A 26222-nucleotide genomic window follows, 5' to 3' on the forward strand; every position below is an offset into this window, starting at 1 on the left:
AACGACACCCCCTCGTCGCCCTTCTCCACCACGAACGCCGAGATCCCCTTCGAGCGCAGCTCCGGATCCGTCACCGCCATCACCGTGTAGAACTCGGAGACGCCCGCGTTCGTGATCCAGCGCTTCACCCCGTTCAGCACCCAGAAGTCCCCGTCCCGCACCGCCCGGGTCCGCATCCCCGCCGCGTCCGAACCCGCCTCCGGCTCCGACAGGCAGTACGAGAACATCCCCTCACCCCGCGCCAGCGCCCCCAGGTACTTCGCCTTCAACTCCGGCGAACCCGACAACTGCACCGGCAGCGACCCCAGCTTGTTCACCGCCGGAATCAACGAGGACGACGCACACACCCGCGCCACCTCCTCGATCACGATCACCGTCGCCAGCGCATCCGCCCCCGCACCACCGAACTCCTCCGGCACGTGCACCGCATGCAGATCACTGCCCCGCAACGCGTCCAACGCCTCCTGCGGGAACCGCCCCTGCTCGTCCACCTCCGCCGCGAACGGAGCGATCTTCGCCTCGGCCAGCGAACGCACCGCCTCACGGAGCATCTCGTGCTCCTCGGAGATACGGAAGAGATCGAAGTCAGCCGCCCCTGCGCTGCCCGCCATGATGCCCGCCTCGTCCAGTGATCGAAGTCAATCCGGTGTTAACTACCGTTCAGTAGAGATCCTAGGGCTCCGACCTGCGGCTGCCTAGCGTCCCCGGCGTACGGGCGATCGAGGCCGGATCCGTCGGGGCGGATAGCATCAGAGGCACCCGTACAGGTCGAGTCCGCACAAAGGGGAACCCGTGACCCTCCGCATCTCCGTGATCGGCACCGGCTACCTCGGCGCCACGCACGCGGCCGCGATGGCCGAGTTCGGCTTCGAGGTGCTGGGCCTGGACATCGACCCCGACAAGATCGCCACGCTGACCGCCGGCCGCGTCCCGATGTACGAGCCGGGGCTGTCCGAGCTGCTGCTCAAGCACGTCGCCGGGCACGAGGGTTCGACCGGCCGGCTGCGCTTCACCAGCTCCGTCCAGGAGGCCGCGGAGTTCGGCGACGTGCACTTCGTCTGCGTCAACACCCCGCAGCGCAAGGGCGAGTTCGCCGCCGACATGTCGTACGTCGACGCCGCGATCGACGGCCTCGCCCCGTACCTGACCCGCCCGGTCCTGGTGGTCGGCAAGTCCACCGTGCCGGTCGGCTCGGCGAGCCGGCTCGCCGAGCGGCTGGCCGCGCTGGCGCCCGTCGGCGCGGGCGCCGAACTCGCCTGGAACCCGGAGTTCCTGCGCGAGGGCTTCGCCGTCCAGGACACCCTGCGCCCGGACCGGATCGTCGTCGGCGCCCACAGCGAGCGCGCCGAGCGGCTGCTGCGCGAGGTGTACGCCGAGCCGATCGCGGCCGGGGTGCCGTTCCTGGTCACCGACTACGCGACCGCCGAGCTGGTGAAGGCCGCCGCCAACTCCTTCCTGGCCACCAAGATCTCCTTCATCAACGCGATGGCCGAGGTCTGCGAGGCGGCCGGCGCCGACGTCACGCTGCTCTCCACCGCGCTCGGGCACGACGAGCGGATCGGCCGCAAGTTCCTCAACTCCGGTCTGGGCTTCGGCGGCGGCTGCCTGCCCAAGGACATCCGGGCGTTCATGGCCCGGGCCGGCGAACTCGGCGCCGACCAGGCGCTGACCTTCCTGCGCGAGGTCGACTCGATCAACATGCGCCGCCGCTCCCGGATGGTGGAGCTGGCCCGCGAGCAGTGCGGCGGCGGCTTCCTGGGCCGCCGGGTGGCCGTCCTCGGCGCCGCGTTCAAGCCCAACTCGGACGACATCCGGGACTCCCCCGCGCTCAACGTCGCCGCCCAGATCCAGCTCCAGGGCGCCCAGGTCACCGTCTACGACCCGAAGGCCGTCGACAACGCCCGCAAGATGTTCCCCTCGCTCGCCTACGCCGACTCGGCCATGGAGGCCGCCGAGGGCGCCCACGTCGTCCTGCACCTCACCGAGTGGGCCGAGTTCCGCGAGCTGGACCCGGCCGTCCTCGGCGCCGTGGTCGCCGAACGCCGCCTCCTCGACGGCCGCAACGTCCTGGACGCCGACGCCTGGCGCGCCGCCGGCTGGACGTACCGCGCCCTCGGCCGCCCCAGCTGACACCTGCGGGAATCCGGCGCCCGTGGTCGTCGTTGGCACCGGCATGACGAGCTACGGCGACGACGCGACGGTTCGCGAGATCCTCACCGGCACCGGCGACACCTGGGCGGTCGTCGGCCTGTCCAACAACACCGCCCGGGCCGCGTACGGGGTGGCCGGGGTGCTCCAGCGGTACGGCAAGCGCGTCGTGCCGGTGCACCCGAAGGCCGAGACGGTCCTCGGCGAGCCCGGCTACGCCTCGCTCGCCGAGATCCCGTTCCCGGTCGACGTGGTGGACGTGTTCGTGAACAGCGCGCTGGCGGGAGAGGTGGCCGACCAGGCGGTGGCGGCCGGGGCGAAGGCCGTCTGGTTCCAGCTGGGTGTGGTCGACGAGGCCGCGTACGCGCGGACCAGGACGGCCGGGCTCGCCATGGTGATGGACAGGTGCCCGGCCATCGAGATCCCGCGGCTGGGCTGAGCTCAGCCCTTTACGCCGTCCAATCTCAGCCCTTTACGCCGTCCAGCTGCGCGATGGTGGCGATGGACGGGCGGCGGCCGGCCCGCAGCCCGGCGGCGACGGACTCGGCGTCGCGCAGGACGCGGACGGCGTTGTGCCAGGTGAGCTTGGCGAGGTCGGCCTCGGACCAGTTCCGGCGCAGGAGTTCGGCGATCAGGTTGGGGTAGCCGGCCACCGAGCCCAGGCCGTCGGGCAGGAAAGCGGTGCCGTCGAAGTCGCCGCCGATGCCGATGTGGTCGATGCCGGCGACCTCGCGCAGGTGGTCGAGGTGGTCGGCGACGGTGGCCGGGGTGGCGATCGGGCGCGGGTTGGCGGCCTCGAAGGCGCGCTGGCGCTCCATCGCGGGCGGGGTGGTGTCGAGTGGGTGGAAGCCGTGGGCGCGCATGTTCTCGTCGGCGGCGAGGGTCCACTCGATGGCGGCGGGCAGGATGAACTTGGGCACGAAGGTGGCCATCGCCACGCCGCCGTTGGCGGGCAGCTGGGCGAGCACGTCGTCCGGGATGTTGCGCGGGTGGTCACAGACGGCGCGGGCGGAGGAGTGCGAGAAGACGACCGGTGCCTCGGTGACCCGCAGGGCGTCGCGCATGGTGTCGGCGGAGACGTGCGAGAGGTCGACGAGCATGCCGAGCCGGTTCATCTCCCGGACGACCTCCTCGCCGAAGCGGGTCAGCCCGCCGGCCGCCGGCTTGTCGGTGGCGGAGTCGGCCCACGGCACGTTGTCGTTGTGGGTGAGCGTCAGGTAGCGCACGCCTAGCTCGTGGAGGGCACGCAGGGTGGCGAGCGAGCAGTCGATGGAGTGGCCGCCCTCGGCGCCCATCAGGGAGGCGATCCGGCCTTCGGCGCGGGCGGCTTCCATGTCGTCGGCGGTGCGGGCGAGCCGGAGCCGGTCGGGGTAGCGCTCGACCAGGGCGTGGACGAAGTCGATCTGTTCCAGGGTGGCGCTCACCGCGTGGTCGCCGGCCAGCCGGGTCGGCACGTAGACGGACCAGAACTGCGCCCCGACCCCGCCCTCCGCGAGGCGGGCGAGGTCGGTGTGCAGGCGGTCGCTCTGGTCGGCGGCGAGGTCGACCGCGCCGAGGTCGTACCCGGCCTGCTCGCGCATCGCCCACGGGAGGTCGTTGTGGCCGTCGACCACGGGGGCGGTGCGCAGCAGGGCCCGGGCGCGGTCCAGCGGGGTGGGGGAGTCCAGCTCGGTAGTCATACCGGCTGTTCTACCCCACCCGCCGCCGGGGTTACTTGCCGAAGCCGAAGGAGGAGGATCCGGCCACCTTGGCGCGGAGCTTCTTGCCCTTCTCGGTGGCCTGGTTGTTCAGTTCGGCCTGGAAGTCGGTCATCCGCTCGGTCAGTTCGGGGTCGAACGCGGCCAGCATCCGCACGGCGAGCAGGCCGGCGTTGCGCGCGCCGGCCACCGAGACGGTCGCGACCGGGACGCCGGCCGGCATCTGGACGATGGACAGCAGGCTGTCCATGCCGTCCAGGTAGCGCAGCGGCACCGGCACGCCGATGACGGGCAGCGGGGTGACGGAGGCGAGCATGCCCGGCAGGTGGGCGGCGCCGCCGGCGCCGGCGATGATCGCCTTGAGGCCGCGCCGGTGGGCGTTCTCGCCGTACGCGACCATCTCGCGGGGCATCCGGTGCGCCGAGACGACGTCGACCTCGTAGGGGATCTCGAACTCGTCGAGGGCCTGGGCGGCGGCCTCCATGACGGGCCAGTCGGAGTCCGAGCCCATGACGATGCCGACGAGCGGGCTCGAAGGGGAGGAGGTCATTCGGTGATCGTTCCTCGCAGGTAGGCGGCCGCGTGGCGGGCGCGCTCGCGGACGTCGTCGAGGTCGTCCCCGAAGACGTTGACGTGGCCGACCTTGCGGCCGGGCTTCACGTCCTTCCCGTACATGTGGATCCGCAGGCCGGGGTCGCGGGCCATGCAGTGCAGGAAGGCGTGGTACATGTCCGGGTAGTCGCCGCCGAGGACGTTGACCATGACGGTCCACTTGGCGCGCGGCCGGGGGTCGCCGAGCGGGAGGTCGAGGACGGCCCGCAGGTGGTTCTCGAACTGCGAGGTGACGGCGCCGTCCTGGGTCCAGTGCCCGGAGTTGTGGGGGCGCATGGCGAGTTCGTTGACGAGGATCCGGCCGTCCCTGGTCTGGAACAGTTCGACGGCGAGGTGGCCGGTGATGCCGAGGTCGCCGGCGATGCGCAGGGCCAGCTGCTGGGCCTCGTCGGAGAGGGCCGGGTCGAGGTCCGGCGCGGGGGCGGTGACCTCGGCGCAGACGCCGTTCTCCTGGACGCTCTCCACCACCGGGTAGGCGACGGCCTGGCCGCTGGGAGAGCGGACGACGTTGGCGGCGAGTTCGCGGACGAAGTCGACCTTCTCCTCGGCGAGCACCTGGACGCCGGCCAGGAACGGCGCCTGCGCGTCCTCCTCGCCGCCGACGACCCAGACGCCCTTGCCGTCGTAGCCGCCGCGGACGGTCTTCAGCACGACCGGGTAGCCGGAGCCCTCGTTCGCGAACGCGGTGACGTCGGCCGGGTCGGCGACGATCCGGTGGCGGGGGCAGGGCACGCCGATGGCGTCGAGCTTGGCCCGCATGACGCCCTTGTCCTGGGCGTTGACCAGCGCGTCCGGGCCGGGCCGGACGGCGATGCCGTCGGCTTCCAGGGCCCGCAGGTGCTCGGTGGGGACGTGCTCGTGGTCGAAGGTGATCACGTCGCAGCCGGCCGCGAAGCGGCGCAGCGTGTCGAGGTCGCGGTAGTCGCCGAGGACGACGTCGGAGACCACCTGTGCGGCGGAGTCCTGGGGCGTGTCGGCGAGGAGTTTGAACCTGACCCCGAGCGGGATGCCCGCCTGGTGTGCCATGCGGGCCAACTGCCCGCCGCCGATCATGCCCACCACTGGAAAATTCACATTGCCCGGGGAAGTCACCCCGCCAGGATATCCGGGCCGGTCGGGGGCGGTGGAACCGCTGGGGTGGGCTGGGCGTCCCAGTCAACCCGGAGCCCTGGGGGCTGAGCCGTTCGGTGGAAGCGGGTAGCCTGGACGGCTAGGTCCTGGTCTGCGCAGTCCGATCATGTGCGTGCACGCAGGGCTCACGGGGTGGACGCGTCCACGCGATCCGCTCTTCGACCCGCAGGCACATGGAGGCAGCCCGGTATGGCGACGACCGCAGCTCCGAACCCCACGCTCAGGCAAAAGGTGATGCGTGGGTTCACGGGTGAAGTCGTGAAGTTCGGCATCGTCGGACTGAGCGGCGTGGTGGTGAACTTCGCCGTGTTCTGGGTGTGCCTCAACGGACTGGGCCTGGCCTCGCTGCGCTCCAACGTCGTGGCGACCGTGATCGCGATCGCCACCAACTACCTCGGCTACCGCTACTGGCTGTACCGGGACCGCGACGCCGCCTCGCGCAAGCGGGAGATCACGCTGTTCCTGGTGTACAGCGGCATCGGCATGCTGATCGAGACCGGCGTGCTCGGTTTCGTGCGGTACGTGCTCGGCCTGGACTCGACCTACGAGCAGCTGGGCGCCAAGGTGGTCGGCCTCGCGATCGCCACCGTATTCCGCTTCATCTCGTACCGGACCTGGGTGTTCAAGGCGCTGCCCGAGCCCGCCGACGAGCCGGCGGCCGCGACCAGCGGCCAGGAGCTGGCCGCCCAGGCCGAGCTGATGCTGGCCGCCGAGCAGATCCGCTACGCCAAGGCCGAATAGCCGACCCGCCGTACCCCCGGCCCCACCTGCCCCCGGCTCAGTCCGCGTGGCTGCGGCCGAGGAAGAGCGCGAACACCGCGGGCTTCAGCGAGAGCAGTTCGAGCCGCCCGCCGTCCGCCTCCGCGAGGTCGCGGGCGACGGCCAGGCCGATGCCGGTGGAGTTACGGCCGCTGACGGCGCGCTCGAACACCCGGTTCCCGAGGTCCGGCGGCACGCCGGCGCCCTGGTCCTGCACCTCGACCACCACCGAGGTGCCGGAGGGCCGGACCCGCAGGGTGATCGTCCCGGCGCCGTGCATCAGCGAGTTCTCGATCAGGGTGGCCAGCACCTGGGCGACGGTGCCCGGCGTGCCGACGGCGGTGACCCCGTGCAGGCCCTCCAGGGACAGCACCCGGCCGGTCTCGCGCAGCGACGGGCCCCACTCCTCGACCTGCTGCTTGATCACCTCGTCCAGGTCGAAGGCCACCGCGGTGGGGCTGCGCGGGTCGCGCTGGGTGGTGAGCAGCCGCTGGACGACGTCGGTGAGCCGTTCGACCTGCTGGAGGGCGATGGTCGCCTCCTCCTTGACGGTCTCCGGCTCCTCGGCGAGGGCGGTGATCTCCTCCAGTCGCATGGAGAGCGCGGTGAGCGGGGTGCGCAGTTGGTGCGAGGCGTCGGCGGCGAGTCGGCGTTCGGCGGTGAGCATCCGGGCGATCCGTTCGGCGCTGGTGTCCAGCACCTCGGCGACCCGGTCGAGTTCGGGCACCCCGTAGCGGCGGTCGCGGGGGCGCGGGTCGCCGGAGCCGAGTCGTTCGGCGGTCTCGGCCAGGTCGGTGAGCGGCCGGGCGAGCCGTTTGGCCTGCCAGACGGCGAGCGCCACGGCGGCCTGGACGGCCAGCAGGGCGACCACGCCGAGCAGCAGCAGCATGTTGGCGATCTCGTGGTCGACGTCCGCGCGGGACTGCTCGACGGTGACGACCTCGCCGCTGTTGCCGCGTTCGACGGCCTTCAGCAGGTGGCCGCCGGCCAGGCGTTCGCCGCTGGAGACGACGTCCTGGCCGGGGATCTGCACCTCGACGTAGCTGCCCTCGGTGACCTGGTTGTCGAAGGCCCGGCCGGTGACCGACTCACCCGCGGAGAGCCGGTTCTCGACCAGGGCGAGCACCCGGACGGCGGCCGCGTCCACCCGGTCCTGGGCCGAGTTGACGATGGTGCGCTTCTCGACCAGGGCGAGCGGCACGCAGAACACCACGACCACCACCAGGACGACGCCCAGCAGCGAGTTGATCATCCGGCGTTTCACGCTGCCGCTCCCCGAGGTGCTCCGCTTCGTCGGCCGACTCCCGGCCGCGATCTCCGTACGGGGCTAATTCTTCTCGAACCGGAACCCCACTCCGCGCACGGTGGCGATGTAGCGCGGGTTCGCCGCGTCGTCGCCGAGCTTCTTGCGGAGCCAGGAGATGTGCATGTCCAGGGTCTTGGTGGAGGTCCACCAGGTGGTGTCCCAGACCTGCCGCATGATCTCCTCGCGGGTGACCACCCGGCCGGCGTCCCGGACGAGGACGCGCAGCAGCTCGAACTCCTTGGCGGAGAGGGTGAGCTCCTCCTCGCCGAGCCAGGCGCGGTGGGACTCGATGTCGATCTTCACCCCGTGCGCGCCGGTGGTGAGCTGGTCGACGTTGCCGCGCCGGAGCAGGGCGCGGACGCGGGCGAGCAGTTCGGCCAGGCGGAAGGGCTTGGTCACGTAGTCGTCGGCACCGGCGTCGAGGCCGACCACGGTGTCCACCTCGTCCGCGCGGGCGGTGAGCACCAGGACGGGGCAGCTCTTGCCGTCGGCGCGCAGGCGGCGGCAGACCTCCAGGCCGTCCATCTCGGGCAGGCCGAGGTCGAGGACGACGAGGTCGACCTCCTCGGTCAGGCCCGCGGCCAGTGCGGTCGGACCGTCCTCGCGGACGAGCACCTCATAGCCCTCACGTCGCAGGGCTCGGGCGAGCGGTTCGGAGATCGCCGGATCGTCCTCGGCGAGCAGCACACAGGTCATGTGGTGATGGTAGTCCGCCCGGGTATGGCGGACTGCCTTGTGAGGTAGTTCACAGAGCGTGATCGTTACACAAGGGCCTCTTCAGGCCCAACACGCCGTCGCAGACCGCCCGTTCGGTGAAGAATCCGGCCTTCAATCTTGAAATTGAAGGGAAATTTGCCCGTCTACCATCGATAGATCGGGCAGATCTGTCACGGACTTTGCCATTCCCATACCTGATTCGTGGCTTTTGTCATCTGATAACGCTAAATATCGCCACGTAGAGTGGTTCCGTCCACGTCCGCCGCCACCCCCCTTGGCGGACGCTGTCAGGCAAGGAACCCCTACTCATGGCGTCTACCACCCTGGAAGCCGGCCTCACCCCGGCCTCGCCCAGCGGCAAGACCTTCCTCGGTCACCCCCGAGGGCTCGCCACGCTCTTCCTGAGCGAGATGTGGGAGCGCTTCAGCTACTACGGCATGCGCGCCCTGCTGGTGCTCTACATGACCGCCTCCGTCACGGACGGCGGCCTCGGCATGAAGCTGGCGACCGCCGGCGCCGTGTACAGCGTCTACACGGCCATGGTCTACCTGCTGGCCCTCCCGGGCGGCTGGATCGCCGACCGCTTCCTCGGCGCTCGCAAGACGGTCGCGATCGGCGGCACGATCATCATGGCCGGCCACTTCCTGCTGGCCGTGCCGTTCACCGGCGCGTTCTTCGCCGGTCTGGTCTGCATCGCGGTGGGCTCGGGCCTGCTCAAGGCCAACATCTCCACGATGGTCGGCCACCTCTACGACGGCCCGAACGACCCGCGCCGCGACGGCGGCTTCACGATCTTCTACATGGGCGTCAACCTCGGGGCCTTCTTCGCCCCGCTGGTGGTCGGCACCGTCGGCCAGAAGGTCGACTGGCACCTGGGCTTCGCCCTGGCCGGCATCGGCATGGCGCTCGGCCTGGTCCAGTTCCTGCTGGGCACCCGCCACCTGAGCCCCACCAGCGACATCGTGACCTCGCCGATCGGCGCGGACGAGAAGCGCAAGATCTTCCGCAAGGCCGGCATCTGGCTGGCCGTGGCGGTCGTCTTCTACGGCATCGTCGTCTCCACCGGCCACTTCACCATCGACTGGGCGGTCTGGCCGCTGTCCATCGCCGGCCTGGCGATCCCGGTCTTCGTGTTCGCCAAGGTGAAGCGCGACAAGGACCTCAGCGCGGACGAGCAGTCCAAGATGAGTGGCTACATCTGGTTCTTCGTCGCCGCCGCCGTGTTCTGGATGATCTACGACCAGTCCGGCTCGACGCTGAACGTCTTCGCCAAGGACCACACCGCCTCCACGCTGTTCGGGTTCAACTTCCCGTCCAGCTGGTTCCAGTCGCTCAACCCGCTGTACATCATGGCGCTGGCCCCGGTCTTCGCCTGGCTCTGGGTCTCCCTGGCCCGCCGGTCGAAGAACCCCAGCACCACCATGAAGTTCGCCTTCGGTCTGCTGATGATCGGCGCGTCCTTCCTGGTCATGATGGCGGCGATGGGCGCCGCCTCCGGCGACGCCAAGGTCACCCCGCTGTGGCTGGCCATGGTCTACCTGGTCCAGACCGTCGGCGAGCTCACCCTCTCCCCCGTCGGCCTGTCCGTCACCACCAAGCTGGCCCCCACCAAGTACGCCAGCCAGATGGTCGGCGTCTGGTTCCTCGCCGTCACCGCCGGCGACTGCGTGGCCGCCATCTTCCAGCTGGTGCTGGGCGACAAGGTGGTCGGCAGCACCTGGTACTTCGCGGTCCAGGGCGCCATGGCGATCGTCGCCGGCATCGCGCTGGCGACGTACCGCAAGCGGGTCGTCACGCTCATGGGCGACGTCCACTGACGCCCACGCCCGCCCGAGCCGGGGCCGCCGCGGATTCCTGAGATCCGCGGCGGCCCCGGCCGTTTTCCGCTCGACAGCGCCGCTCCGGCCGTGCCTATGGTGCCCGGCATGACGACCGACCCGTTACCGCGCCAGCTCGCCCGCACCCGGCACTTCACCCTGGGCGCCCCCACCCACCAGGGCCTCACCGCCGACGGCGCCGCCATCCTGTTCCTGCGCAGCCGCGGCGGCACCGACCCGCTGGCCTGCCTCTGGGCGCTCGACACCGCCACCGGCCGGGAACGGCTGATCGCCGACCCGGCCGCGCTGGGCAGCCACCCCTCCACCGACGGCATCACCGGTTACAGCACCGGCGCCACCGGCCGGCTCGCCGCCTTCGCGCTCGACGGCGCCCTCTGGCTCGCCGACACCGCCGACGGCACCGTCCGCGCCATCCCCACCGCCACCGGCGTCCACGACCCGCGGCTCGACCCGACCGGCCGCCGGATCGCCTACACCGGCGACGGCGCCCTGCGCGTGGTCACCGTCAACAGCTCTGACAGTTCTGCCAACGGGGGCACCGCGGACGACCGGGCTCTCGCCGAGCCCGAGGCTGTGGACGTCGCGTACGGCGTCGCCGAGTACGTCGCCGCCGCGGAGATGTACCGCACCCGCGGCCACTGGTGGTCCCCCGACGGCACCGCGCTGCTCGTCACCCGCGTCGACGAGCGCCCCGTCCACCGCGTGCACCTCGCCGACCCGACCGACCCGCAGCGCCCGCCCCGCGTGATCCGCTACCCGCTGGCCGGCACCGCCAACGCCGAGGTCTCGCTCCTGCTGCTCGGCCTCGACGGCACCCGCACCGAGGTCCGCTGGGACCGCACCGCGTTCGAGTACCTCACCGCCGCCGGCTGGGACGCCCACGGCCCGTACGCCGCCGTGCAGAGCCGCGACCAGCGCACCGTCCGCACCCTGGCGATCGGGCCCGACGGCGCCACCCGGGTGCTCGCCGAGCGCCGCGACGAGCACTGGGTCGAACTCCTCCCCGGCCTGCCCGCGCGCACCGTCGGCGGCGCCCTGGTCGACACCGCCGACCTCGGCGACACCCGGCACCTCACCGTCGACGGCGAGCCCGTCACCCCGCCCGGACTACAGCTGTGGGAGGTGCTCGGCACGGACGGCGAACAGATCCTGTTCACCGCCCTGGAGGACCCCACCGAGACCCACCTCTGGCACTACGAACCGGGCCGCGGCATCCGGCGGCTGAGCAGCGGCCCCGGCGTCCACACGGGCGTCCGGCGCGGCGGCACCCTCGTCCTCACCACCCGCTCCGAGGGCTTCCCGGCCGGCCGCACCACCGTCCACCGCGGCGACCACATGACGCACCCGGTGACCTCGTACGCGCAGCCGCCCGTCCTCACCGCGCGCCACGAACTGCTCCGCCTCGGCCCCCGCGAGCTGCGCGCCGCGCTCTTCCTGCCCACCGGCCACCGCCCCGGCGGCACCCCACTGCCCGTCCTGCTCGACCCGTACGGCGGGCCCGGGATGCACAAGGTCACCAGCGGCGGCGCGTGGTGGGGCCGGGTCTCCCAGTGGTTCGCCGACCAGGGCTTCGCGGTGCTGGTCGTCGACGGCCGTGGCACCCCCGGGCGCGGACCGCAGTGGGACAAGACGATCTACGGCGACAAGGCCGGCCCCGCCCTGGCGGACCAGGTCGAGGGCCTGCACGAGGCCGCCCGGCTGCGGCCCGGACTGCTCGACCTCGACCGGGTCGGCATCCGCGGCTGGTCCTACGGCGGCTACCTCGCCGCCCTCGCCGTCCTACGCCGCCCGGACGTCTTCCACGCCGCCTCCGCCGGGGCCGCCCCCACCGACTGGCGGCTCTACGACACCCACTGGCAGGAGCGCTTCCTCGGCCACCCCGACGAACACCCCGCGCACTACGACGACGGCTCCCTGATCGCCGGGGCCCCGGAGCTGAGCCGCCCGCTCCTGCTGATCCAGGGCCTCGCCGACGACAACGTCTTCCCCGTACATACCCTGCGGCTCTCCCACGCCCTGCTCGCCGCCGGGCGCCCGCACGAGGTCCTACCACTGCGCGCCACCGGCCACCGGCCGACCGACGAGGCCGTGGTGGAGCACCTGCTCCGGCACGAACTGGACTTCCTGAAGCGATCGTTGGGCGTGGGCTGAGCGGCGCCCGCGCCACCGAACGCCGCAGCCTGGTCACCGGCGCGTAGAAAGCACCTGAACGCGCAGGAGGTCGGCCGGGCCGACTTCCTGCGTGTGACCGAGAGTCCCGACCTGCCGCCCAGTTGGTGGCCGGAGCTGAACGCCTCTCTCGATGCGCTCGCGAGGCAGCGAACGAATCGAATCGCCACGCCGGACACGGAGACGATCACCCAGGAGCTGGTGACTCGGACGATCCGCCAGGTGTTCCCGGGCATCGACGCTACGGTGAGCGAGTGGTGTCCGGCGCATGCGGATCTGAACTGGGCGAACGTGACGGCGCCCGAGTTCTGCGTCTTCGACTGGGAAGACTGGGGTATGGCCCCGCGTGGTCTGCACGCTGCCACGCTGTGGGCGGCGTCGCTTGCCGTGCCTGTGCTGGCTGATCGTGTCCGTGTCGAGCGGAGCGGCGACTTCGCGAGCCGGGACGGCAAGCTGATGACCTTGTTCGTCGCGGCGAAGATCCTCGGACCGTACGCGCATCCCGAGGACCCTCGCCTTCAGGGCGCCCGTGTGTTGGCGGAGCAGGTGGTGAAGGAGCTTCAAGCGGACTGACGCTGAGCGGGCGCCCGCGAGGCCCTCGCCCGGGTGGGCGAGGGCCTTCGCGCGGTTCAGTGCTGGTCGTCGCGGTCGTCGGGGTGGGGCATCTTGAGGGTGGCGAGGACGCCGAGGGCGACGGTGGTGATGGCGAGGGCGAGGAGGGCGAGGAGGATCGCGCCGACGAAGAACTTCACTGGTGCCGCTCCTCGTCGTCATCGTCCAGGTCGCGGAGCAGGCGGAGGAGGTTGAGCAGAGTGCTGACCGGCGCGTTCCCGAAGTCGATCAGGATGCGTCCGTCGATGGTGGTCCCGCCCGTCGAGGCGGACCCCCAGAGGAGCCCGTGCGGCAGGCCGCGCCTGTGCAACTCCCCTAGGAGAGACATGATTTGGGGCTTGGTGTGGTCGCGCATCCGGGGGTCCTCCGGCACGATGGGGTCGCGGGTCACGCGCGGGAGTCCAGCTCGTACCAGATGGTTTTGCCGCGCTTCTGCGGGTCGACGCCCCAGCGGTGGGTGAGGCCGTCCACGAGCTGGAGGCCCCGACCGGTCTCGGCGAGGTCGGCGGGCGTGCGCGGCTGCGGGAGGGCGTCGCTCTCGTCGGAGACGGTGACACGGAGGGTGCGGTCGAGGATGGAGAACCAGACGACGGGCGCGGGGGTGTCGCCGTGCCGCCAGGCGTTGACGATGAGCTCGCAGAGGGCGAGTTCGGCGTTGAAGACGGCGTCGGCGTCCCAGCCGCTGCGGGTCATGGCGTCCCGCAGGGCCTGGCGGGAGAGGGTGAGCGAGGGGGTGTTACGGGTGCACACGGGAACCTCCGTGAGGCTGTGGTGTGGGGAGGGGGATGACGGTCGTCGCCGTGAGCCAGGCCGGGGCGGCGGCTGCTCTTCGGTGCACGGGCGGGCAGCAGGCGCCTACTGCCGTGGGTGAAGGCATTACTGACGATCCGTCGGATCGAGCCGAGAATGACGATAACTCAGATCCATGAGAAAATTTCCATGGGATCCAAATATTCCCTCGATCGTGGCTGGCGGTCTCAGATGGACCCATGTCAGGCCACGCGGCAAACTTGGACCACCCTCGCCCCGGAAGGAACCATGGCTCGTACAAACCCCACACTCCGTCAGCGCAGGCTGGGAACAGAACTGCGGAGGATGCGAGAGCAGATCGGCCTCGGCGGCAGCCAGCTCGGCAGAGCGGTCGGCATGAATCCGGCCCAGGTGACGCAGATGGAGGCGGGGAAGATCGGCATCAGCGTGGAGCGGCTGCACACGATCGCCACGACATGCATGTGCTCCAACCAGCCGCTGATCGACGCGCTCGCCGACGTCATCACCGAGCGAGGCAAGCCCGGGTGGTGGGAGGAGTATCGAGAAACGCTGGCAACAGACTTCCTCAACGTCGCTGAACTGGAGGGTCACGCTCGCAGGCTCTCGACCTACGGGACTACCTTCGTCCCCGGCCTGCTCCAGACCGGCGCCTACACGGCAGCATTGTTCGCTCAGGCCTACCCGCCACCGCTGCGTCACGAGGTCGATCTCAAGACAGCCTTCCGCATGCAACGGCAGCGCATCATCCGATCTGGAGCGACGCCGTACACCGCCTTCATCCATGAGGCGGCCCTGCGCATGCAGTTCAGTGATCCGAAGGTCAACGTCGAGCAGGTCGACGCACTCCTCGCCGACTCAGAGCAGCCCAGTATCTCGGTCCGAGTCGTACCGTTCGCTGCTGGCGCTGTCCCGAGCCCGTGCGAGAACTTCACCTATGCCGAAGGGCCCATAACGGACCTGGACGCCGCGCAGATGGACACAGGCCATGGCGTCCAGCTCTTCGACAGCCCCACCCACCTTACGAGGTTTCGCGCCCTCCTTGCCATGATGGACTCCACGGCGCTCTCCGAGGAGAAGTCACGGGACTTCCTGCAGTCGATCAAGGAAGAAATGGCAGGTCAGCATGTCTAACTCCGCATGGCAGAAGTCCAGCTACTCGGGCGCAAGCGACAACTGCGTCGAGGTGCGTTCCATCGACGGTTTGATCGAAGTACGCGAGTCCGACGAAGCGGATGTCATCGTCCACACCACCCACCCCAAGTTCGCCAACTTCCTCCAGGGTGCCAAGGCAGGCGAGTTCGACCACCTGATCGCCAACGCCTGAGTGAATCGGTCCGGAGGCCTCTTGCTCCCCCGCAAGAGGCCGCCAGTGGCTAGTCTGGCTTCATGACCAGTTCTGCCTGGCAGAAATCCAGCTTCAGCGAAGCGTCCAGCAACTGCGTCGAGGTGCGCGCACGTGAAGGGCTGGTCGAACTCCGGGAGTCCGACGACGCACACGTCATTGTCTGCACCACGTCCCTCAAGTTCGCCACGTTCCTCCAGGGCGCCAAGGCAGGCGAGTTCGACCACCACACCACCAACCCCTGAGCGAATCGTTCCGGCGGCCTCTTGCGAGAAGCAAGAGGCCGCCAGCAACTCGGATGTGGCCGATGGGTTGCAACTGCACTCGGAGTACGCACTCTTGACGACAGTTGCTCAACCGGGAATCGTCATGCAAATCCACGCAACCGAGTTGCAAGGGGAAGCTGGCATGGCACTACGGTTCATCGGGATCGACCCCAATACCGGGGACGACGAGTGCCCGACCGTCTGGTACGACGACGAGGCTGACGAGATCGTCGTGCAGGGCTGGAAGGCTACCGAGAAGCTGCGCGCCAAGTGCCGGGAGACCGGGAGCATCCCCGATTCGGAGGATGTGGTCCGGCTGCCCGCCCGCATGGTGCCGATCTTGAGGAAGGCATGCGATGCCGCCGAAGGTGCCGACGTTCGCTGAGCAGCTGGCTGCTACGCGCTCCAGCGCGGTTCACCTGGAGATGCGTGACTCCTACAGCGTAGTGAAGGAGACGGAGGCGGTCGCCGCTTGGCGGGACGGTTTCCGCTACGACCCGGCCGACCGTGCGTCCTGGTGGCGTCCGTGGCTGACGCTGATCGAGAAGACCGTGAGCCGGGGCGTCGAGGTTCGCCGTGCCCGGATCGTGTCTGAGCCGGTCTCGGAGTACATCCGGTTCGAGCACTCCGGGACGTTCACCAACATCGCCGCGGGCGAGCAGATCCGCTGGCTGCCGCGACGGCAGGCAGCGGACCTCGCCCTGCCGGGCTGCGACTTCTGGCTGTTCGACGGCGAGTTGGTGCGGTTCAACCACTTCACCGGCGACGGGGAGAGTGCTGGGCCGTCCTTCAGCGACGACCCTGCGGTGGCCCTACTGTGCGCCACCGCGTTCGAGGCGGTCTGGCAACGGGCCGTACCACACGAGAAGTTCAGCATCTGACCGCCACCGGTTTCGAGCGCCCCAGTGACGATGCCGATCTCCCCGTCCTCCAGCGTCCAGGCGGCCCGCGCGACCCTCGCTACCCGCCTCGGCGAGCTGATGCGGAACGCCGGCCTGAAGGGCAGGGAACTGTCCGCCCTCTGCGGCTGGCACCCCGCCAAAACCTCCCGCATCCTCAACGCCAAGGCCGCCCCGTCCGACTCGGACATTCGCACGTGGTGCCGCGCCTGCGGCGCCGACGGCCAAGCGCCCGATCTGATCGCCTCCAACAGGGCGGCGGACTCCCTGTACGTCGAGTGGCGGCGCATCACCCGGACCGGCCTGCGTCACGCCCAGGAAGCCCGGGTGCCTCTCTACACCCGCACCCGCCATTTCCGTGCCTACTCCTCCCGCGTCGTTCCCGGTGCCCTGCAGACCCGGGAGTACGCCGGCGCCCTGCTGCGCACGGTAGCCGCTGTCCGCCAGACCCCGGACGACGTGGCGGACGCGGTCGAAGCCCGGCTCGCCCGTTCCAGCGTCGTCTTCGAGGGCGGGCGCCGCTTCGTCGCAGTCATCGAGGAATCCGTGCTGCGCTATCGGATCGGCGACGACACGGTGATGGCCGAACAACTCGGCCGCCTGCTCAGTGTCATGTCGATGCCTTCGGTTTCGCTCGGCGTCATCCCGTTCACGGCCTCCCGCACCATGTGGCCCACGGAGACCTTCAACCTGTTCGACGACCGCCAGGCCGGGGTGGAGCTGTTGTCGGCCCAGGTCACCGTGACCGCGCCCAGCGACCTCGCCCTCTACACGCAGGCATTCGTGCGCTTCGGCGCCCTGGCCGTTCACGGCGGCGCCGCCCGTGCACTGATCACCGCCGCGATCGACACACTGGGGTGAGGCATCCGCAATTCTCCGCAACTTCCTTGAGCAATACGAGAATTGGTCCGTAGATTTCACAGAGCCGCCGGGCAGCGCCCGGCGCCACCAGGTGCCCCAACAACAGTCGGAGGAACCATGGCAACCGCAGTTGCACCCGCCGACCCGATCGTCGGCCCGCTCCGGAACGTGCGCGACCACATCCCCGCCGACCTGTGGGACAAGCAGATCGGCCTCCTGATGCGCGACTACCCCTACGACACCGTCATGGCCGCCCGCGTCCTCGGCCAGGGCTACGCCTACCTGCTGACCGCGATGGCCCACCGCAGCGAACACCTGGGCCTCGGCCCCAGCTCGCTGGTGGACATCGGCGTCCACACGATCATCCTGGACACCGTCGCCTACGCCGAGCTGTGCCAGAAGCACAACGACGGCCACTTCCTGCACCACGTGCCGGCCGTCGAGTACAAGGACGACGGCACCGTGCTACGCACCGCCCAGCTCATAGCAGCAGACGGCTGGGACGTGGACCTGCCGCTGTGGGCGGATGCCTCCAAGTGCAGCCCCTGCCACCCCGGCAACGACTCGCACTGACCGGACAGTTGCGGTGGCCCCGAGCTCAGTCCGGGGCCACCGCGACCCGGAAGGGTGGAGTTCACCCAAACCCCTGCGCCGGCGCACGCCGGACGCGAGGATGACCCGGGTGACGACCACCTCACCCGCCCACTCCGGTGTGCCGGACCTCTGGCATCACTACGGCCGCACCCGCGCTGACACCAACCGGACCGTCCCCGGCGCCTTCCACTGGGCCTGGGCCCAGGACGGCGGGCCGGAAACCGAGGTGCTGGGGGACGTCACCGGCCTCGTCGTGGCGGACCTCGGCGCGGGTGCCGCCCGTCATGCCGCACACCTCGTCGCCCACCACTCTCCGGCGCGGGTCGACGCGATCGACGCCTCCCCCGCCCAGCACGCGATGGCCTGCGACCTCTACGGCCACCTCGTACCGCGCCTGCGCACGGTGCGCGCCGACGCGACCGCGCACCTGGAGGCGCATCCAGACGAGTACGACGTGCTCTACTCGGTGTTCGGCAGCCTCGACTTCGCCGACCCTCGCCAGCTGCTCCCGGCCGCTGCCCGCGCCCTGCGACCCGGCGGACTGCTGGCCGCCTCCACCTTGGGCCACTACCTCGGTGGAGCCCCCGCTGAACCGGACGTCCAGCACGCCGACGTTCCGGCCCGCACCCCGGACGGCGCCCCGGCAACCATGCGCCGCTGGGTTCTCCAGGAGACCGTCTGGACGAAGCTGTTGGACGAGGCGGGGTTCACGAAGATCAGTGTCGACCGGCTCCCTCCCACCGTACCGAGTGCACGCGCTGCAGACACCCTGCTTGTCCGCGCCTACCGTCAGCCCTGACGACCTTGGGAGAAATCGGCATCGACGCATGCTGGCCGTTCCGGCTGCCGCATCACTCCACGTCGCCCCGTCGAGCCACTGCTCGACGGGGCGACGTGAAGTGATCCCGCTACTCAGACCTCCCGGACGCCCGCTCGCCAGACCGCCGCCGTCAGTGGCACGCCCGGGCGGTACGCCAAATGCACGTGCGAGGGCGCGTCCAGCAGCAGCAGGTCCGCCCGGGAGCCGACCGCGACCGTCCCGACGTCGCCGCGCCGCAGCGCGTGCGCGCCGCCCGCCGTCGCCGCCCAGACCGCCTCGTCCGGCGTCATGCCCATCTCCCGGACCGCCACGGCAATACAGAACGCCATCGAACTGGTGAAGCTGGAGCCCGGGTTGCAGTCCGTGGAGAGCGCCACCACGGCCCCCGCGTCGAGCAGCCGCCGCCCGCTCGGGTACTCGGCGCGGGTGGAGAACTCCGCCCCCGGCAGCAGCGTCGCGACCGTCCCCGAGCCGGCCAGCGCCGCCACGTCCTCGTCGGTCAGGTGCGTGCAGTGGTCCGCCGACGCGGCCCCCAGCTCGACGGCGAGCTGCACGCCGGGCCCGTAGGAGAGCTGGTTGGCGTGCACCCGGGGGGTGAGGCCGCGGGCGATGCCGGCCGTCAGGACGGCCCGCGCCTGGTCGCCGTCGAACGCGCCCTTCTCGCAGAACACGTCCACCCAACGGGCGTGCGGCGCACAGGCGTCGAGCATCTCGCCGGTGACCAGGTCGACGTACCCGGCCGGGTCCTCGGCGTACTCGGGGGCCACGATGTGCGCGCCCAGGTACGTCGTCTCCGGGGTGTGCCGCGCGGCGATCCGCAGCGCCCGCGCCTCGTCCTCGACCGTCAGCCCGTAGCCGGACTTGCACTCGATGGTGGTGGTGCCCTGCCGCAGCGCCTCCCGGACGAACCGGGCCAGGTTGGCGTCGAGTTCGGCGTCGCTCGCCGCCCTGGTGGCCGCCACCGTCGTACGGATGCCGCCCGCCGAATACGCCTGCCCGGACATCCGGGCGTTGAACTCAGCCGTACGATCCCCCGCGAACACCAGGTGGGCGTGCGAGTCGACGAAGCCGGGCAGCAGCGCCCGGCCCTCGGCGTCGAAGTGCTCGTCCGCCGCCGGGGCCTGGGCTGCCGGGCCGACCCAGGCGACGGTGCCGCCGTCCAGCACCACGGCCGCGTCGGTGAGCAGGCCGAGCGGCCCGGTGCCGTGCCCGGGGTCGTTGGTGACCAGGCTGCCGATGCCCGTGATCAAGGTGGTCCTGGTGCTCAAGACAACGCCTTCCGAAGGGAATTGAACAAAGAGGTCAGTGGTCCAGCACGCCGATCGAGTCCCGCAGCGCGCCCGGCACGTCCGCGACGAGCTGGTGCACGCCGTCCAGGACGATCTGCCGGCCGCCGACCACCACGTGCCGCACGTCGGCCGCCGAGGCCGCGAAGACGGCGGTCTCGGCGCCGAGGCGGGGCGGCGGGCCCGCGGTGCGCACCGAGTCCAGGGCGATCACGGTGAAGTCGGCGAGCGCGCCGGCCTCGACCCGCCCCGCCTCCGGCCAGCCGAGCGAGGCGTGCCCGTCCTCGGTGCCGGCCCGCAGCAGGAGGTTGGCCGTCCAGTGCCCGCGGGTGCGGGTGCGCAGCCGCTCGTTCAGCTCCAGGGCGCGGGCCTCCTCGAACGGGTCGATGACGGCGTGGCTGTCGCTGCCGAGGGTGACCGGGCAGCCCGCCGAGGCGAGCCGGCGGGCCGGGCCGATGCCGTCCGCGAGGTCCCGCTCGGTGGTGGGGCACATGCAGATGGTGGTGGAGGTGTCGGTGAGGAGCCGGACGTCCTCGTCGGTGAGGTGGGTGGCGTGCACGGCCGAGGTGCGCGGGCCGAGCACGCCGTGGTCGGCGAGCAGCCGGGTCGGGGTGACGCCGTGCGCGGCGAGGCAGGCGTCGTTCTCGGCGGTCTGCTCGGACAGGTGGACGTGCAGCGGCGCCTCGCGCACCGCCGCCCACTGCGCGACGGTGCCCAGCTGCTCGGCCGGGACGGCCCGCACCGAGTGGACGGCGGCGCCGATCCGGGCGTGCTCGCGGGGCTTGAGCGCGTCCGCCCGCACCGCCCAGGCCTCGGCGTCGCCGTCGCTGAACCGCTGCTGCGGCCTGGTCGGCTCGGCACCGAAGCCGGCGGACAGGTAGCAGGTGTCGAGCAGGGTGATCCGGATGCCGGCCCGGGCGGCGGCCTCGATCAGCGCCTCGCCCATCGCGTTGGGATCGTCGTAGCGGGCGCCGCCGGGGGCGTGGTGCAGGTAGTGGAACTCGCCGACGGCGGTGACCCCGGCCATCGCCATCTCGGCGTAGACGGCGGTGGCGAGCGCTAGGTAGCGGTCCGGGTCGAGCGCCCCGGCGAACCGGTACATGGTGTCGCGCCAGGTCCAGAAGGTGCCGGAGCCGACCTGGACGTGGCCGCGCAGCGCCCGGTGGAAGGCGTGCGAGTGGGCGTTCGCCTGGCCGGGCAGCAGCAGCCCGTCGAGGCGGACGGCCCCGGGCGGGCAGGGCCCGCTGTCCGGGGTCACCGCGGTGATCCGGCCGCCGGGGCCGGCGGTGATCAGCACGTTCCGCTCGACCACCGGCCCGTTGGGGTGCGGCAGCCAGGCGTACTGCGCCCAGTACGCCACCGGCTCGGCCCCCGTGGTCAATGGGCTCAGCGACACGCCAGGTCCTCCAGTACGTCGGCGAGGGCGGCGACCCCGGCCAGGCAGTCGGCCTCCTCGGCGTGCTCGGCCGGGGAGTGCGACACCCCGCTGGGGTTGCGCACGAACAGCATGGCGGTCGGGACGGCCGACGCCAGGATCCCGGCGTCGTGTCCGGCGCCGGTGGGCAGCACCGGGGCGTCCAGCAGCTTGGCGAGCCGGTCGCGCAGCGGGCCGTCGAAGTCCACCACCGGGGTGTAGGACTCGCGGGTCAGCTCGACCCGGACGCCGTCGCGCCCGCCGCGCTCGGCGGCGGCCTGCTCGATCTCCTCGACCAGCGCGGTGAGCGTCGCCTCGTCGGCGGCCCGGGAGTCCAGCCAGCCGCGCACCAGCGAGGCGATCGCGTTGGTGCCGTTGGGCTCGACCGCGACCTTGCCGAAGGTGGCCAGCGCGCCCGCCAACCGGGCCTTCTTGCGGGCCGCGAGCACGGTGTTGGCGTACGTCAGCATCGGGTCGCGGCGGTCCTCGATCCGGGTGGTGCCGGCGTGGTTGGCCTCGCCGTGGAAGTCGAACCGCCAACGGCCGTGCGGCCAGATCGCGCTGGCCACGCCGACCGGCCGGTCCTCGGCGAGGAGGCGGCCCTGCTCGACGTGCAGTTCGACGAAGGCGCCGATCCGGGCCAGCCGGTCGTCGTCCGCGCCGATCGCGCCCGGGTCGTAGCCGGCCCGCTCCATCGCGTCGGGCAGCCGGACGCCGTCGGCGTCGCGCAGCTCGTACGCGGCCTCGCGGGAGAGCACGCCGGCGGACAGGCGGGAGCCGATGCAGGCCACGCCGAACCGGGCGCCCTCCTCGTCACCGAAGTTGGTGATCGCCAGCGGGCGGGTGAACTCGGCCCCGCGGCCGCGGAGTTCGTCCAGGGCCGCGAAGGAGGAGACCACGCCGAGCGGGCCGTCGAAGGCGCCGCCGTCCGGGACGGAGTCCAGGTGCGAGCCGGTGACGACCGCCCCGCCCGCGTTCGGATCGCCCAGCCAGGCCCACTGGTTGCCGTTGCGGTCCAGCTCGTAGGCGAGGCCGCGGTCACGGGCCTGCTGCTCGAACCAGGCCCGGCACTCGGCGTCGGCGGAGTTCCAGGCGAAGCGGCGGTAGCCGCCGGAGGCGGCGGAGCGGCCCACGGGGAGCAGCTCCGCCCACATCTCTTCGAACGAGGACGTCACAGCTCACCCATCGGGCTCTGCTCACCCATCGGGACGCGGACCCCGCGCTCGGCGGCGACCTCGGTGGCCCGGTCGTAGCCGGCGTCCACGTGCCGGATCACGCCCATGCCCGGGTCGTTGGTGAGCACCCGACGGATCTTCTCGCCGGCCAGCGCGGTGCCGTCGGCGACGGTGACCTGGCCGGCGTGGATCGAGCGGCCGATGCCGACGCCGCCGCCGTGGTGGATGGAGACCCAGGACGCGCCGGAGGCCACGTTGACCATGGCGTTGAGCAGCGGCCAGTCGGCGATCGCGTCCGAGCCGTCCAGCATCGCCTCGGTCTCCCGGTACGGGGAGGCGACCGAGCCGCAGTCGAGGTGGTCGCGGCCGATCACGATCGGGGCGGACAGCTCGCCGGAGGCGACCATGTCGTTGAAGCGCTCGCCGGCCTTGTCGCGCTCGCCGTAGCCGAGCCAGCAGATCCGCGCGGGCAGGCCCTGGAAGTGCACCTTCTCCTGGGCCATCTTGATCCAGCGGTGCAGCGACTCGTTCTCCGGGAAGAGGTCGAGGACGGCCTTGTCGGTCTTGTGGATGTCCTGCGGGTCGCCGGACAGCGCCGCCCAGCGGAACGGGCCCTTGCCCTCGCAGAACAGCGGCCGGATGTACGCGGGGACGAACCCGGGGAAGGCGAACGCGCGGTCGTAACCGGCCAGTTGGGCCTCGCCGCGGATCGAGTTGCCGTAGTCGAAGACCTCGGCGCCCGCGTCCTGGAAGCCGACCATCGCCTCGACGTGCCGGGCCATCGACTCGCGGGCCCGCTGGGTGAACTCGGCGGGCTTGGCCGCCGCGTAGTCCGCCATGTCGTCGAAGGCGACGCCCACCGGCAGGTAGGCGAGCGGGTCGTGGGCGCTGGTCTGGTCGGTGACGATGTCGATCGGCGCGTCCATCGCGAGCAGCTGCGGGACCAGCTCGGCGGCGTTGCCCAGCACGCCGATGGACAGCGGCTGCCGCTTGTCACGGGCGGCGGTGGCCAGCTCCAGCGCGTGCCCGAGGTCCTTGGCCTCGACGTCCAGGTAGCGGTGCTCGATCCGGCGGGCGATCCGGGACGGGTCGCAGTCGATGCAGATCGCCACGCCGCCGTTCATGGTGACGGCCAGCGGCTGGGCGCCGCCCATCCCGCCGAGGCCGGCGGTGAGAGTGATGGTGCCTTCCAGCGTGCCGTTGAACCGCTTGTTGGCGACGGCCGAGAAGGTCTCGTAGGTGCCCTGCAGGATGCCCTGGGTGCCGATGTAGATCCACGAGCCGGCGGTCATCTGCCCGTACATGGTGAGCCCGAGGCTCTCCAGCCGGCGGAACTCCTCCCAGTTGGCCCAGTCGCCGACCAGGTTGGAGTTGGCGATCAGCACCCGCGGCGCCCACTCGTGGGTCTGCATGACGCCGACCGGCCGCCCGGACTGGACCAGCATGGTCTCGTCCTGCTTCAGCCCCTCCAGCGTCCGCACCATGGCGTCGAACGAGCGCCAGTCCCGCGCCGCCTTGCCCGTCCCGCCGTACACCACCAGCTTCGACGGGTGCTCGGCGACCTCCGGGTCGAGGTTGTTCATCAGCATCCGCAGGGCCGCCTCCTGCTGCCACCCCTGCGCCGTCAGCCCCGTCCCCCGCGCCGCCCTGACCTCACGCGGCCCACTCGCCTGCTGCACCATGTCCTGGCCTCCCTGCGGATGGATTCATTCAGATTCAGCTCGGCTGAATATATCCAAACAATCAACTCCCGACCAGACCCCGAACCCATCCGATCAGCAGCCGCCCGCAGCCGCACCCAGGCGCGCCGAAGCCCCCGTACCGCTTGGCCGGAACGGGTCGTACGAGCACCCTCAGGCCGCGGCGTCGCCGTCCCAGTCGATGCCGATCTCGGCGAGCCAGCGGCGGTCGGCGGCGTCGGGGGTGGGCGGGGTCGGCGGGCGGGGGATGTTCTGGACCGGGCCGAGGCCGTACTTCTCGGCGGCCGCGGCGGCGGCGCGGGCGTCGGGTTCGATGACGCCGACGTGCACGGCGGACTCGTCTCCCGGGTCGAGGACGGTCAGTTCGGGATCGGGCAGGCGCCGCAGGGTGACGCGGCGTCCGCAGGTGGGGCAGGACCATTCGTCGACACCCGAGGCCAGGCGGGCGACGAACTTCATCTCGTGGATCACGCGCATGGGCGGCACCCCCTGCTGTAGGGGATGCCCGGGTTCGTGACGGCTACTCCCCGCCGTGTCTACTCCAAAAACAGGCCACGTGCCGCGGCGGACTGCTCGATGGCCTCCAACCGGGCCTCCGCGCCCGGGAGTTCGTCGCACATGCGCTGCAACAGCACCCGGCCGAGCATCATCGGCGCGCACGCGGTGTCGAAGACCAGCCCGGTGCCGACGGCGGCCGGCAGCATCAGGTCGGAGAGCTTGGCGACCGGCGCGAAGGCGCTGTCGGCGACGGTCAGCACCGTCAGCCCGCACTCGCGGGCCACCGTCAGCGCGTCCATCAGCTCCCGCGGGTAGCGCGGCAGCGCGAAGCAGAGCAGCGCGGTGGCCCCGGCCGCGGCGGCCTGTTCCAGCCGGTCGGCGAGCATGCTGCCGCCCTCGTCGAGGAGGCGGATGTCCGGGTGCACCTTGGCGGCGAAGTAGGCGAAGCCGCGCGCCTGCGCGGAGGCGGCCCGCAGGCCGAGCACCGGCAGCGGGCGGGAGGCGGCGAGCAGCCGGGCGGCGCGGGTGATCGGCTCGGGGTCGGCGAGGAGTTCGGCGAGGTGGCGCAGGTGGGCGATCTCGGCGAGCACGGCCTGCTGGTGCTCGTTGCGCACCGCGTCGTCGGGGGTCTCGGGTGCGGCCGGCTCGCCCGCGCCGAGTTCGCGCAGCTGCTTGCGCAGCGCCGGGTAGCCGTCGTAGCCGAGGGCGACCGCGAAGCGGGTGACGGACGGTTGGCTGACGCCGGCGAGTTCGGCGACCTCGACGCTGGAGAGGAACGGCGCCTCGGTGGCGTGCCGGACCAGCGAGTGCGCGATCCGCCGCTGGGTCGGGGTCAGTCGGTGGCCTTCGAACAGCTGGAGCAGTCGGGCGGAGGGGCCGACCGTGCCGGCCTCGTCGGTGGCGGTCATCAGCGGTACCTCCGGATGCGAGCGATTCGGACGACGACTGTGCAGCAGTGCGTCGCGCCTGGCAAAGACGTCTCGTACGGCGGGACGCCGGGTGGGACGCCGGGTGGGACGGCCCGAGCGGGTGGGAGCTCGGGGTAACCCTGAATTCTCCCTGAACCCGCCCGGATTCCCCCACCGACGGATGGACCGCGCCCCCGGCACGGGCCCAGGCTGTTCCCATGGACACTCGCCAGGACGACCTGCGGCGCGACCTCGACGCCGCCCTGCACGCTCGCAAGGAACTCGGCAAGGAGTACGAGCCGGAGCTGGTCGACTCGTTCCTGAGCCGCCTGGACGCCCGCCTGGACGCCCGGGTCGAGCGCCGGGTGGCCGAGCGGATGGACGACTACGAGCCCGCGCACCGGCGCCGACCGCACCGCCCGGGGCCGGGGCCCGGCCGCCCCGGCAACCGGCTGGCGGTGGTCTCGCTGGTCCTCGGCATCCCGCTGACCGCGATCGCGGCCAGCCCGCAGAGCGGTGGCTTCATCGGCCTGATCGTCAGCTGGGCGGGCATCGTCGGGGTCAACTTCGCCGCCGCGTTCGGCAACCGCCGGGACCGGGACGAGCCGCGGTCCCGGTCCCGGGACGACTGGGACTGAGCCCCGCCGCCCGCACCGGACCCGACGGCCGCACCGGACCCGACGGCCCGTCACACCGATC

At 71.4% G+C, this 26222-nt stretch carries 29 protein-coding genes and 1 pseudogene; 15 read left to right on the forward strand and 15 right to left on the reverse strand.

The window, feature by feature from the left end; all coding sequences use genetic code 11:
- A partial coding sequence (locus tag AB0R04_RS07820) for an acyl-CoA dehydrogenase family protein (RefSeq protein ID WP_363369131.1) occupies window positions 1-611 on the reverse strand: 611 nt, incomplete at its 3' end.
- Window positions 612-792: 181 nt separating this feature from the next.
- Between AB0R04_RS07820 and AB0R04_RS07825 the strand changes: the two genes are divergently transcribed.
- Window positions 793-2130, forward strand: coding sequence for a UDP-glucose/GDP-mannose dehydrogenase family protein (locus AB0R04_RS07825; RefSeq protein WP_063349103.1), 1338 nt, complete (start codon window positions 793-795; stop codon window positions 2128-2130).
- A 43-nt stretch (window positions 2131-2173) separates the two neighbouring features.
- Entirely contained in the window at window positions 2174-2587 is a 414-nt protein-coding gene (locus tag AB0R04_RS07830) for a CoA-binding protein (protein ID WP_363369390.1), read from the forward strand.
- A 25-nt stretch (window positions 2588-2612) separates the two neighbouring features.
- Here AB0R04_RS07830 and AB0R04_RS07835 read toward each other — a convergent pair whose 3' ends face one another.
- The 3 genes from AB0R04_RS07835 to AB0R04_RS07845 are packed head-to-tail and all read right to left on the reverse strand — an operon-like array spanning window position 2613 to window position 5531.
- Window positions 2613-3827 (reverse strand): dipeptidase, encoded by a 1215-nt coding sequence (locus AB0R04_RS07835; RefSeq protein WP_363369134.1) that lies wholly within the window; start codon window positions 3825-3827, stop codon window positions 2613-2615.
- A 31-nt stretch (window positions 3828-3858) separates the two neighbouring features.
- The gene (gene purE, locus AB0R04_RS07840; RefSeq protein ID WP_063349101.1) at window positions 3859-4395 is read right to left on the reverse strand and encodes a 5-(carboxyamino)imidazole ribonucleotide mutase; all 537 of its coding nucleotides are present in this window, start codon (window positions 4393-4395) and stop codon (window positions 3859-3861) included.
- Window positions 4392-5531, reverse strand: a complete 1140-nt coding sequence (locus AB0R04_RS07845) for a 5-(carboxyamino)imidazole ribonucleotide synthase (protein WP_363369395.1) — start codon at window positions 5529-5531, stop codon at window positions 4392-4394. Before AB0R04_RS07845 ends, purE begins: the two co-directional genes overlap by 4 nt.
- A 315-nt stretch (window positions 5532-5846) precedes the next feature.
- Between AB0R04_RS07845 and AB0R04_RS07850 the strand changes: the two genes are divergently transcribed.
- The gene (locus AB0R04_RS07850; RefSeq protein ID WP_363369136.1) at window positions 5847-6329 is read left to right on the forward strand and encodes a GtrA family protein; all 483 of its coding nucleotides are present in this window, start codon (window positions 5847-5849) and stop codon (window positions 6327-6329) included.
- A gap of 37 nt (window positions 6330-6366) precedes the next feature.
- Here AB0R04_RS07850 and AB0R04_RS07855 read toward each other — a convergent pair whose 3' ends face one another.
- Entirely contained in the window at window positions 6367-7611 is a 1245-nt protein-coding gene (locus tag AB0R04_RS07855) for an ATP-binding protein (RefSeq protein WP_063349098.1), read from the reverse strand.
- Between the two features lie 63 nt (window positions 7612-7674).
- Entirely contained in the window at window positions 7675-8349 is a 675-nt protein-coding gene (locus AB0R04_RS07860) for a response regulator transcription factor (RefSeq protein WP_030290974.1), read from the reverse strand.
- Window positions 8350-8678: 329 nt separating this feature from the next.
- On the opposite strand from AB0R04_RS07860, the gene AB0R04_RS07865 reads away from it, so the two are divergent.
- The 3 genes and pseudogenes from AB0R04_RS07865 to AB0R04_RS07875 form a co-directional block, all read left to right on the forward strand.
- On the forward strand, window positions 8679-10187 hold the full coding sequence (locus AB0R04_RS07865) for an oligopeptide:H+ symporter (protein ID WP_363369138.1): 1509 nt from the start codon (window positions 8679-8681) through the stop codon (window positions 10185-10187).
- 108 nt (window positions 10188-10295) lie between these two features.
- Entirely contained in the window at window positions 10296-12359 is a 2064-nt protein-coding gene (locus AB0R04_RS07870) for a prolyl oligopeptidase family serine peptidase (RefSeq protein WP_363369140.1), read from the forward strand.
- A gap of 93 nt (window positions 12360-12452) precedes the next feature.
- Window positions 12453-12950: pseudogene (locus AB0R04_RS07875) on the forward strand (hypothetical protein); the annotation flags it as partial.
- A 56-nt stretch (window positions 12951-13006) separates the two neighbouring features.
- Here the strand turns inward: AB0R04_RS07875 and AB0R04_RS07880 are convergent.
- The 3 genes from AB0R04_RS07880 to AB0R04_RS07890 all read right to left on the reverse strand — a co-directional run bounded on the left by AB0R04_RS07880 (window position 13007) and on the right by AB0R04_RS07890 (window position 13739).
- Window positions 13007-13129 (reverse strand): hypothetical protein, encoded by a 123-nt coding sequence (locus AB0R04_RS07880; protein ID WP_363369142.1) that lies wholly within the window; start codon window positions 13127-13129, stop codon window positions 13007-13009.
- The gene (locus AB0R04_RS07885) at window positions 13126-13299 is read right to left on the reverse strand and encodes a hypothetical protein (RefSeq protein WP_363369144.1); all 174 of its coding nucleotides are present in this window, start codon (window positions 13297-13299) and stop codon (window positions 13126-13128) included. Before AB0R04_RS07885 ends, AB0R04_RS07880 begins: the two co-directional genes overlap by 4 nt.
- A 77-nt stretch (window positions 13300-13376) precedes the next feature.
- Window positions 13377-13739 carry an ATP-binding protein gene (locus AB0R04_RS07890; protein ID WP_363369146.1) on the reverse strand — a complete coding sequence of 121 codons (363 nt, stop codon included), beginning with the start codon at window positions 13737-13739 and terminating at the stop codon, window positions 13377-13379.
- A gap of 288 nt (window positions 13740-14027) precedes the next feature.
- Here AB0R04_RS07890 and AB0R04_RS07895 point away from each other — a divergent pair, with 288 nt between their 5' ends.
- From AB0R04_RS07895 to AB0R04_RS07930, 8 genes are all read left to right on the forward strand, one after another.
- Complete coding sequence (locus tag AB0R04_RS07895; protein ID WP_363369148.1) at window positions 14028-14891, forward strand: helix-turn-helix transcriptional regulator; 864 nt, start codon at window positions 14028-14030, stop codon at window positions 14889-14891.
- Window positions 14884-15084 carry a DUF397 domain-containing protein gene (locus tag AB0R04_RS07900; RefSeq protein ID WP_363369150.1) on the forward strand — a complete coding sequence of 67 codons (201 nt, stop codon included), beginning with the start codon at window positions 14884-14886 and terminating at the stop codon, window positions 15082-15084. Before AB0R04_RS07895 ends, AB0R04_RS07900 begins: the two co-directional genes overlap by 8 nt.
- Before the next feature lie 62 nt (window positions 15085-15146).
- Window positions 15147-15347 carry a DUF397 domain-containing protein gene (locus AB0R04_RS07905; protein WP_363369152.1) on the forward strand — a complete coding sequence of 67 codons (201 nt, stop codon included), beginning with the start codon at window positions 15147-15149 and terminating at the stop codon, window positions 15345-15347.
- A gap of 163 nt (window positions 15348-15510) precedes the next feature.
- Window positions 15511-15753, forward strand: coding sequence for a hypothetical protein (locus AB0R04_RS07910; protein WP_363369153.1), 243 nt, complete (start codon window positions 15511-15513; stop codon window positions 15751-15753).
- Window positions 15725-16249 carry a DUF6879 family protein gene (locus tag AB0R04_RS07915; protein WP_363369155.1) on the forward strand — a complete coding sequence of 175 codons (525 nt, stop codon included), beginning with the start codon at window positions 15725-15727 and terminating at the stop codon, window positions 16247-16249. Before AB0R04_RS07910 ends, AB0R04_RS07915 begins: the two co-directional genes overlap by 29 nt.
- A gap of 30 nt (window positions 16250-16279) precedes the next feature.
- Complete coding sequence (locus tag AB0R04_RS07920) at window positions 16280-17128, forward strand: helix-turn-helix transcriptional regulator (RefSeq protein ID WP_363369157.1); 849 nt, start codon at window positions 16280-16282, stop codon at window positions 17126-17128.
- Between the two features lie 117 nt (window positions 17129-17245).
- Complete coding sequence (locus tag AB0R04_RS07925) at window positions 17246-17701, forward strand: hypothetical protein (RefSeq protein ID WP_363369158.1); 456 nt, start codon at window positions 17246-17248, stop codon at window positions 17699-17701.
- Window positions 17702-17810: 109 nt separating this feature from the next.
- A complete protein-coding gene (locus AB0R04_RS07930; protein WP_363369160.1) occupies window positions 17811-18521 on the forward strand; it encodes a class I SAM-dependent methyltransferase in 711 nt (236 codons plus the stop codon).
- A gap of 113 nt (window positions 18522-18634) precedes the next feature.
- Here AB0R04_RS07930 and hutI read toward each other — a convergent pair whose 3' ends face one another.
- From hutI to AB0R04_RS07960, 6 genes are all read right to left on the reverse strand, one after another.
- The gene (hutI, locus tag AB0R04_RS07935) at window positions 18635-19810 is read right to left on the reverse strand and encodes an imidazolonepropionase (protein ID WP_363369162.1); all 1176 of its coding nucleotides are present in this window, start codon (window positions 19808-19810) and stop codon (window positions 18635-18637) included.
- A 34-nt stretch (window positions 19811-19844) separates the two neighbouring features.
- On the reverse strand, window positions 19845-21224 hold the full coding sequence (locus AB0R04_RS07940) for a formimidoylglutamate deiminase (protein WP_363369163.1): 1380 nt from the start codon (window positions 21222-21224) through the stop codon (window positions 19845-19847).
- Window positions 21215-22396: an allantoate amidohydrolase gene (locus AB0R04_RS07945; RefSeq protein WP_079136304.1), complete on the reverse strand. Its 1182-nt coding sequence runs from the start codon at window positions 22394-22396 to the stop codon at window positions 21215-21217. Before AB0R04_RS07945 ends, AB0R04_RS07940 begins: the two co-directional genes overlap by 10 nt.
- A 17-nt stretch (window positions 22397-22413) precedes the next feature.
- Window positions 22414-24099, reverse strand: coding sequence for a urocanate hydratase (gene hutU / locus AB0R04_RS07950; protein WP_363369165.1), 1686 nt, complete (start codon window positions 24097-24099; stop codon window positions 22414-22416).
- Between the two features lie 171 nt (window positions 24100-24270).
- Window positions 24271-24594, reverse strand: coding sequence for a hypothetical protein (locus tag AB0R04_RS07955; RefSeq protein ID WP_063349091.1), 324 nt, complete (start codon window positions 24592-24594; stop codon window positions 24271-24273).
- Window positions 24595-24653: 59 nt separating this feature from the next.
- A complete protein-coding gene (locus tag AB0R04_RS07960; RefSeq protein WP_363369166.1) occupies window positions 24654-25523 on the reverse strand; it encodes a MurR/RpiR family transcriptional regulator in 870 nt (289 codons plus the stop codon).
- 218 nt (window positions 25524-25741) lie between these two features.
- Between AB0R04_RS07960 and AB0R04_RS07965 the strand changes: the two genes are divergently transcribed.
- Window positions 25742-26161, forward strand: a complete 420-nt coding sequence (locus AB0R04_RS07965; RefSeq protein ID WP_363369167.1) for a hypothetical protein — start codon at window positions 25742-25744, stop codon at window positions 26159-26161.
- Window positions 26162-26222: the final 61 nt, after the last annotated feature.

Source organism: Kitasatospora sp. NPDC056731, assembly GCF_040687675.1.
Classification (GTDB): Bacteria; Actinomycetota; Actinomycetes; order Streptomycetales; family Streptomycetaceae; genus Kitasatospora.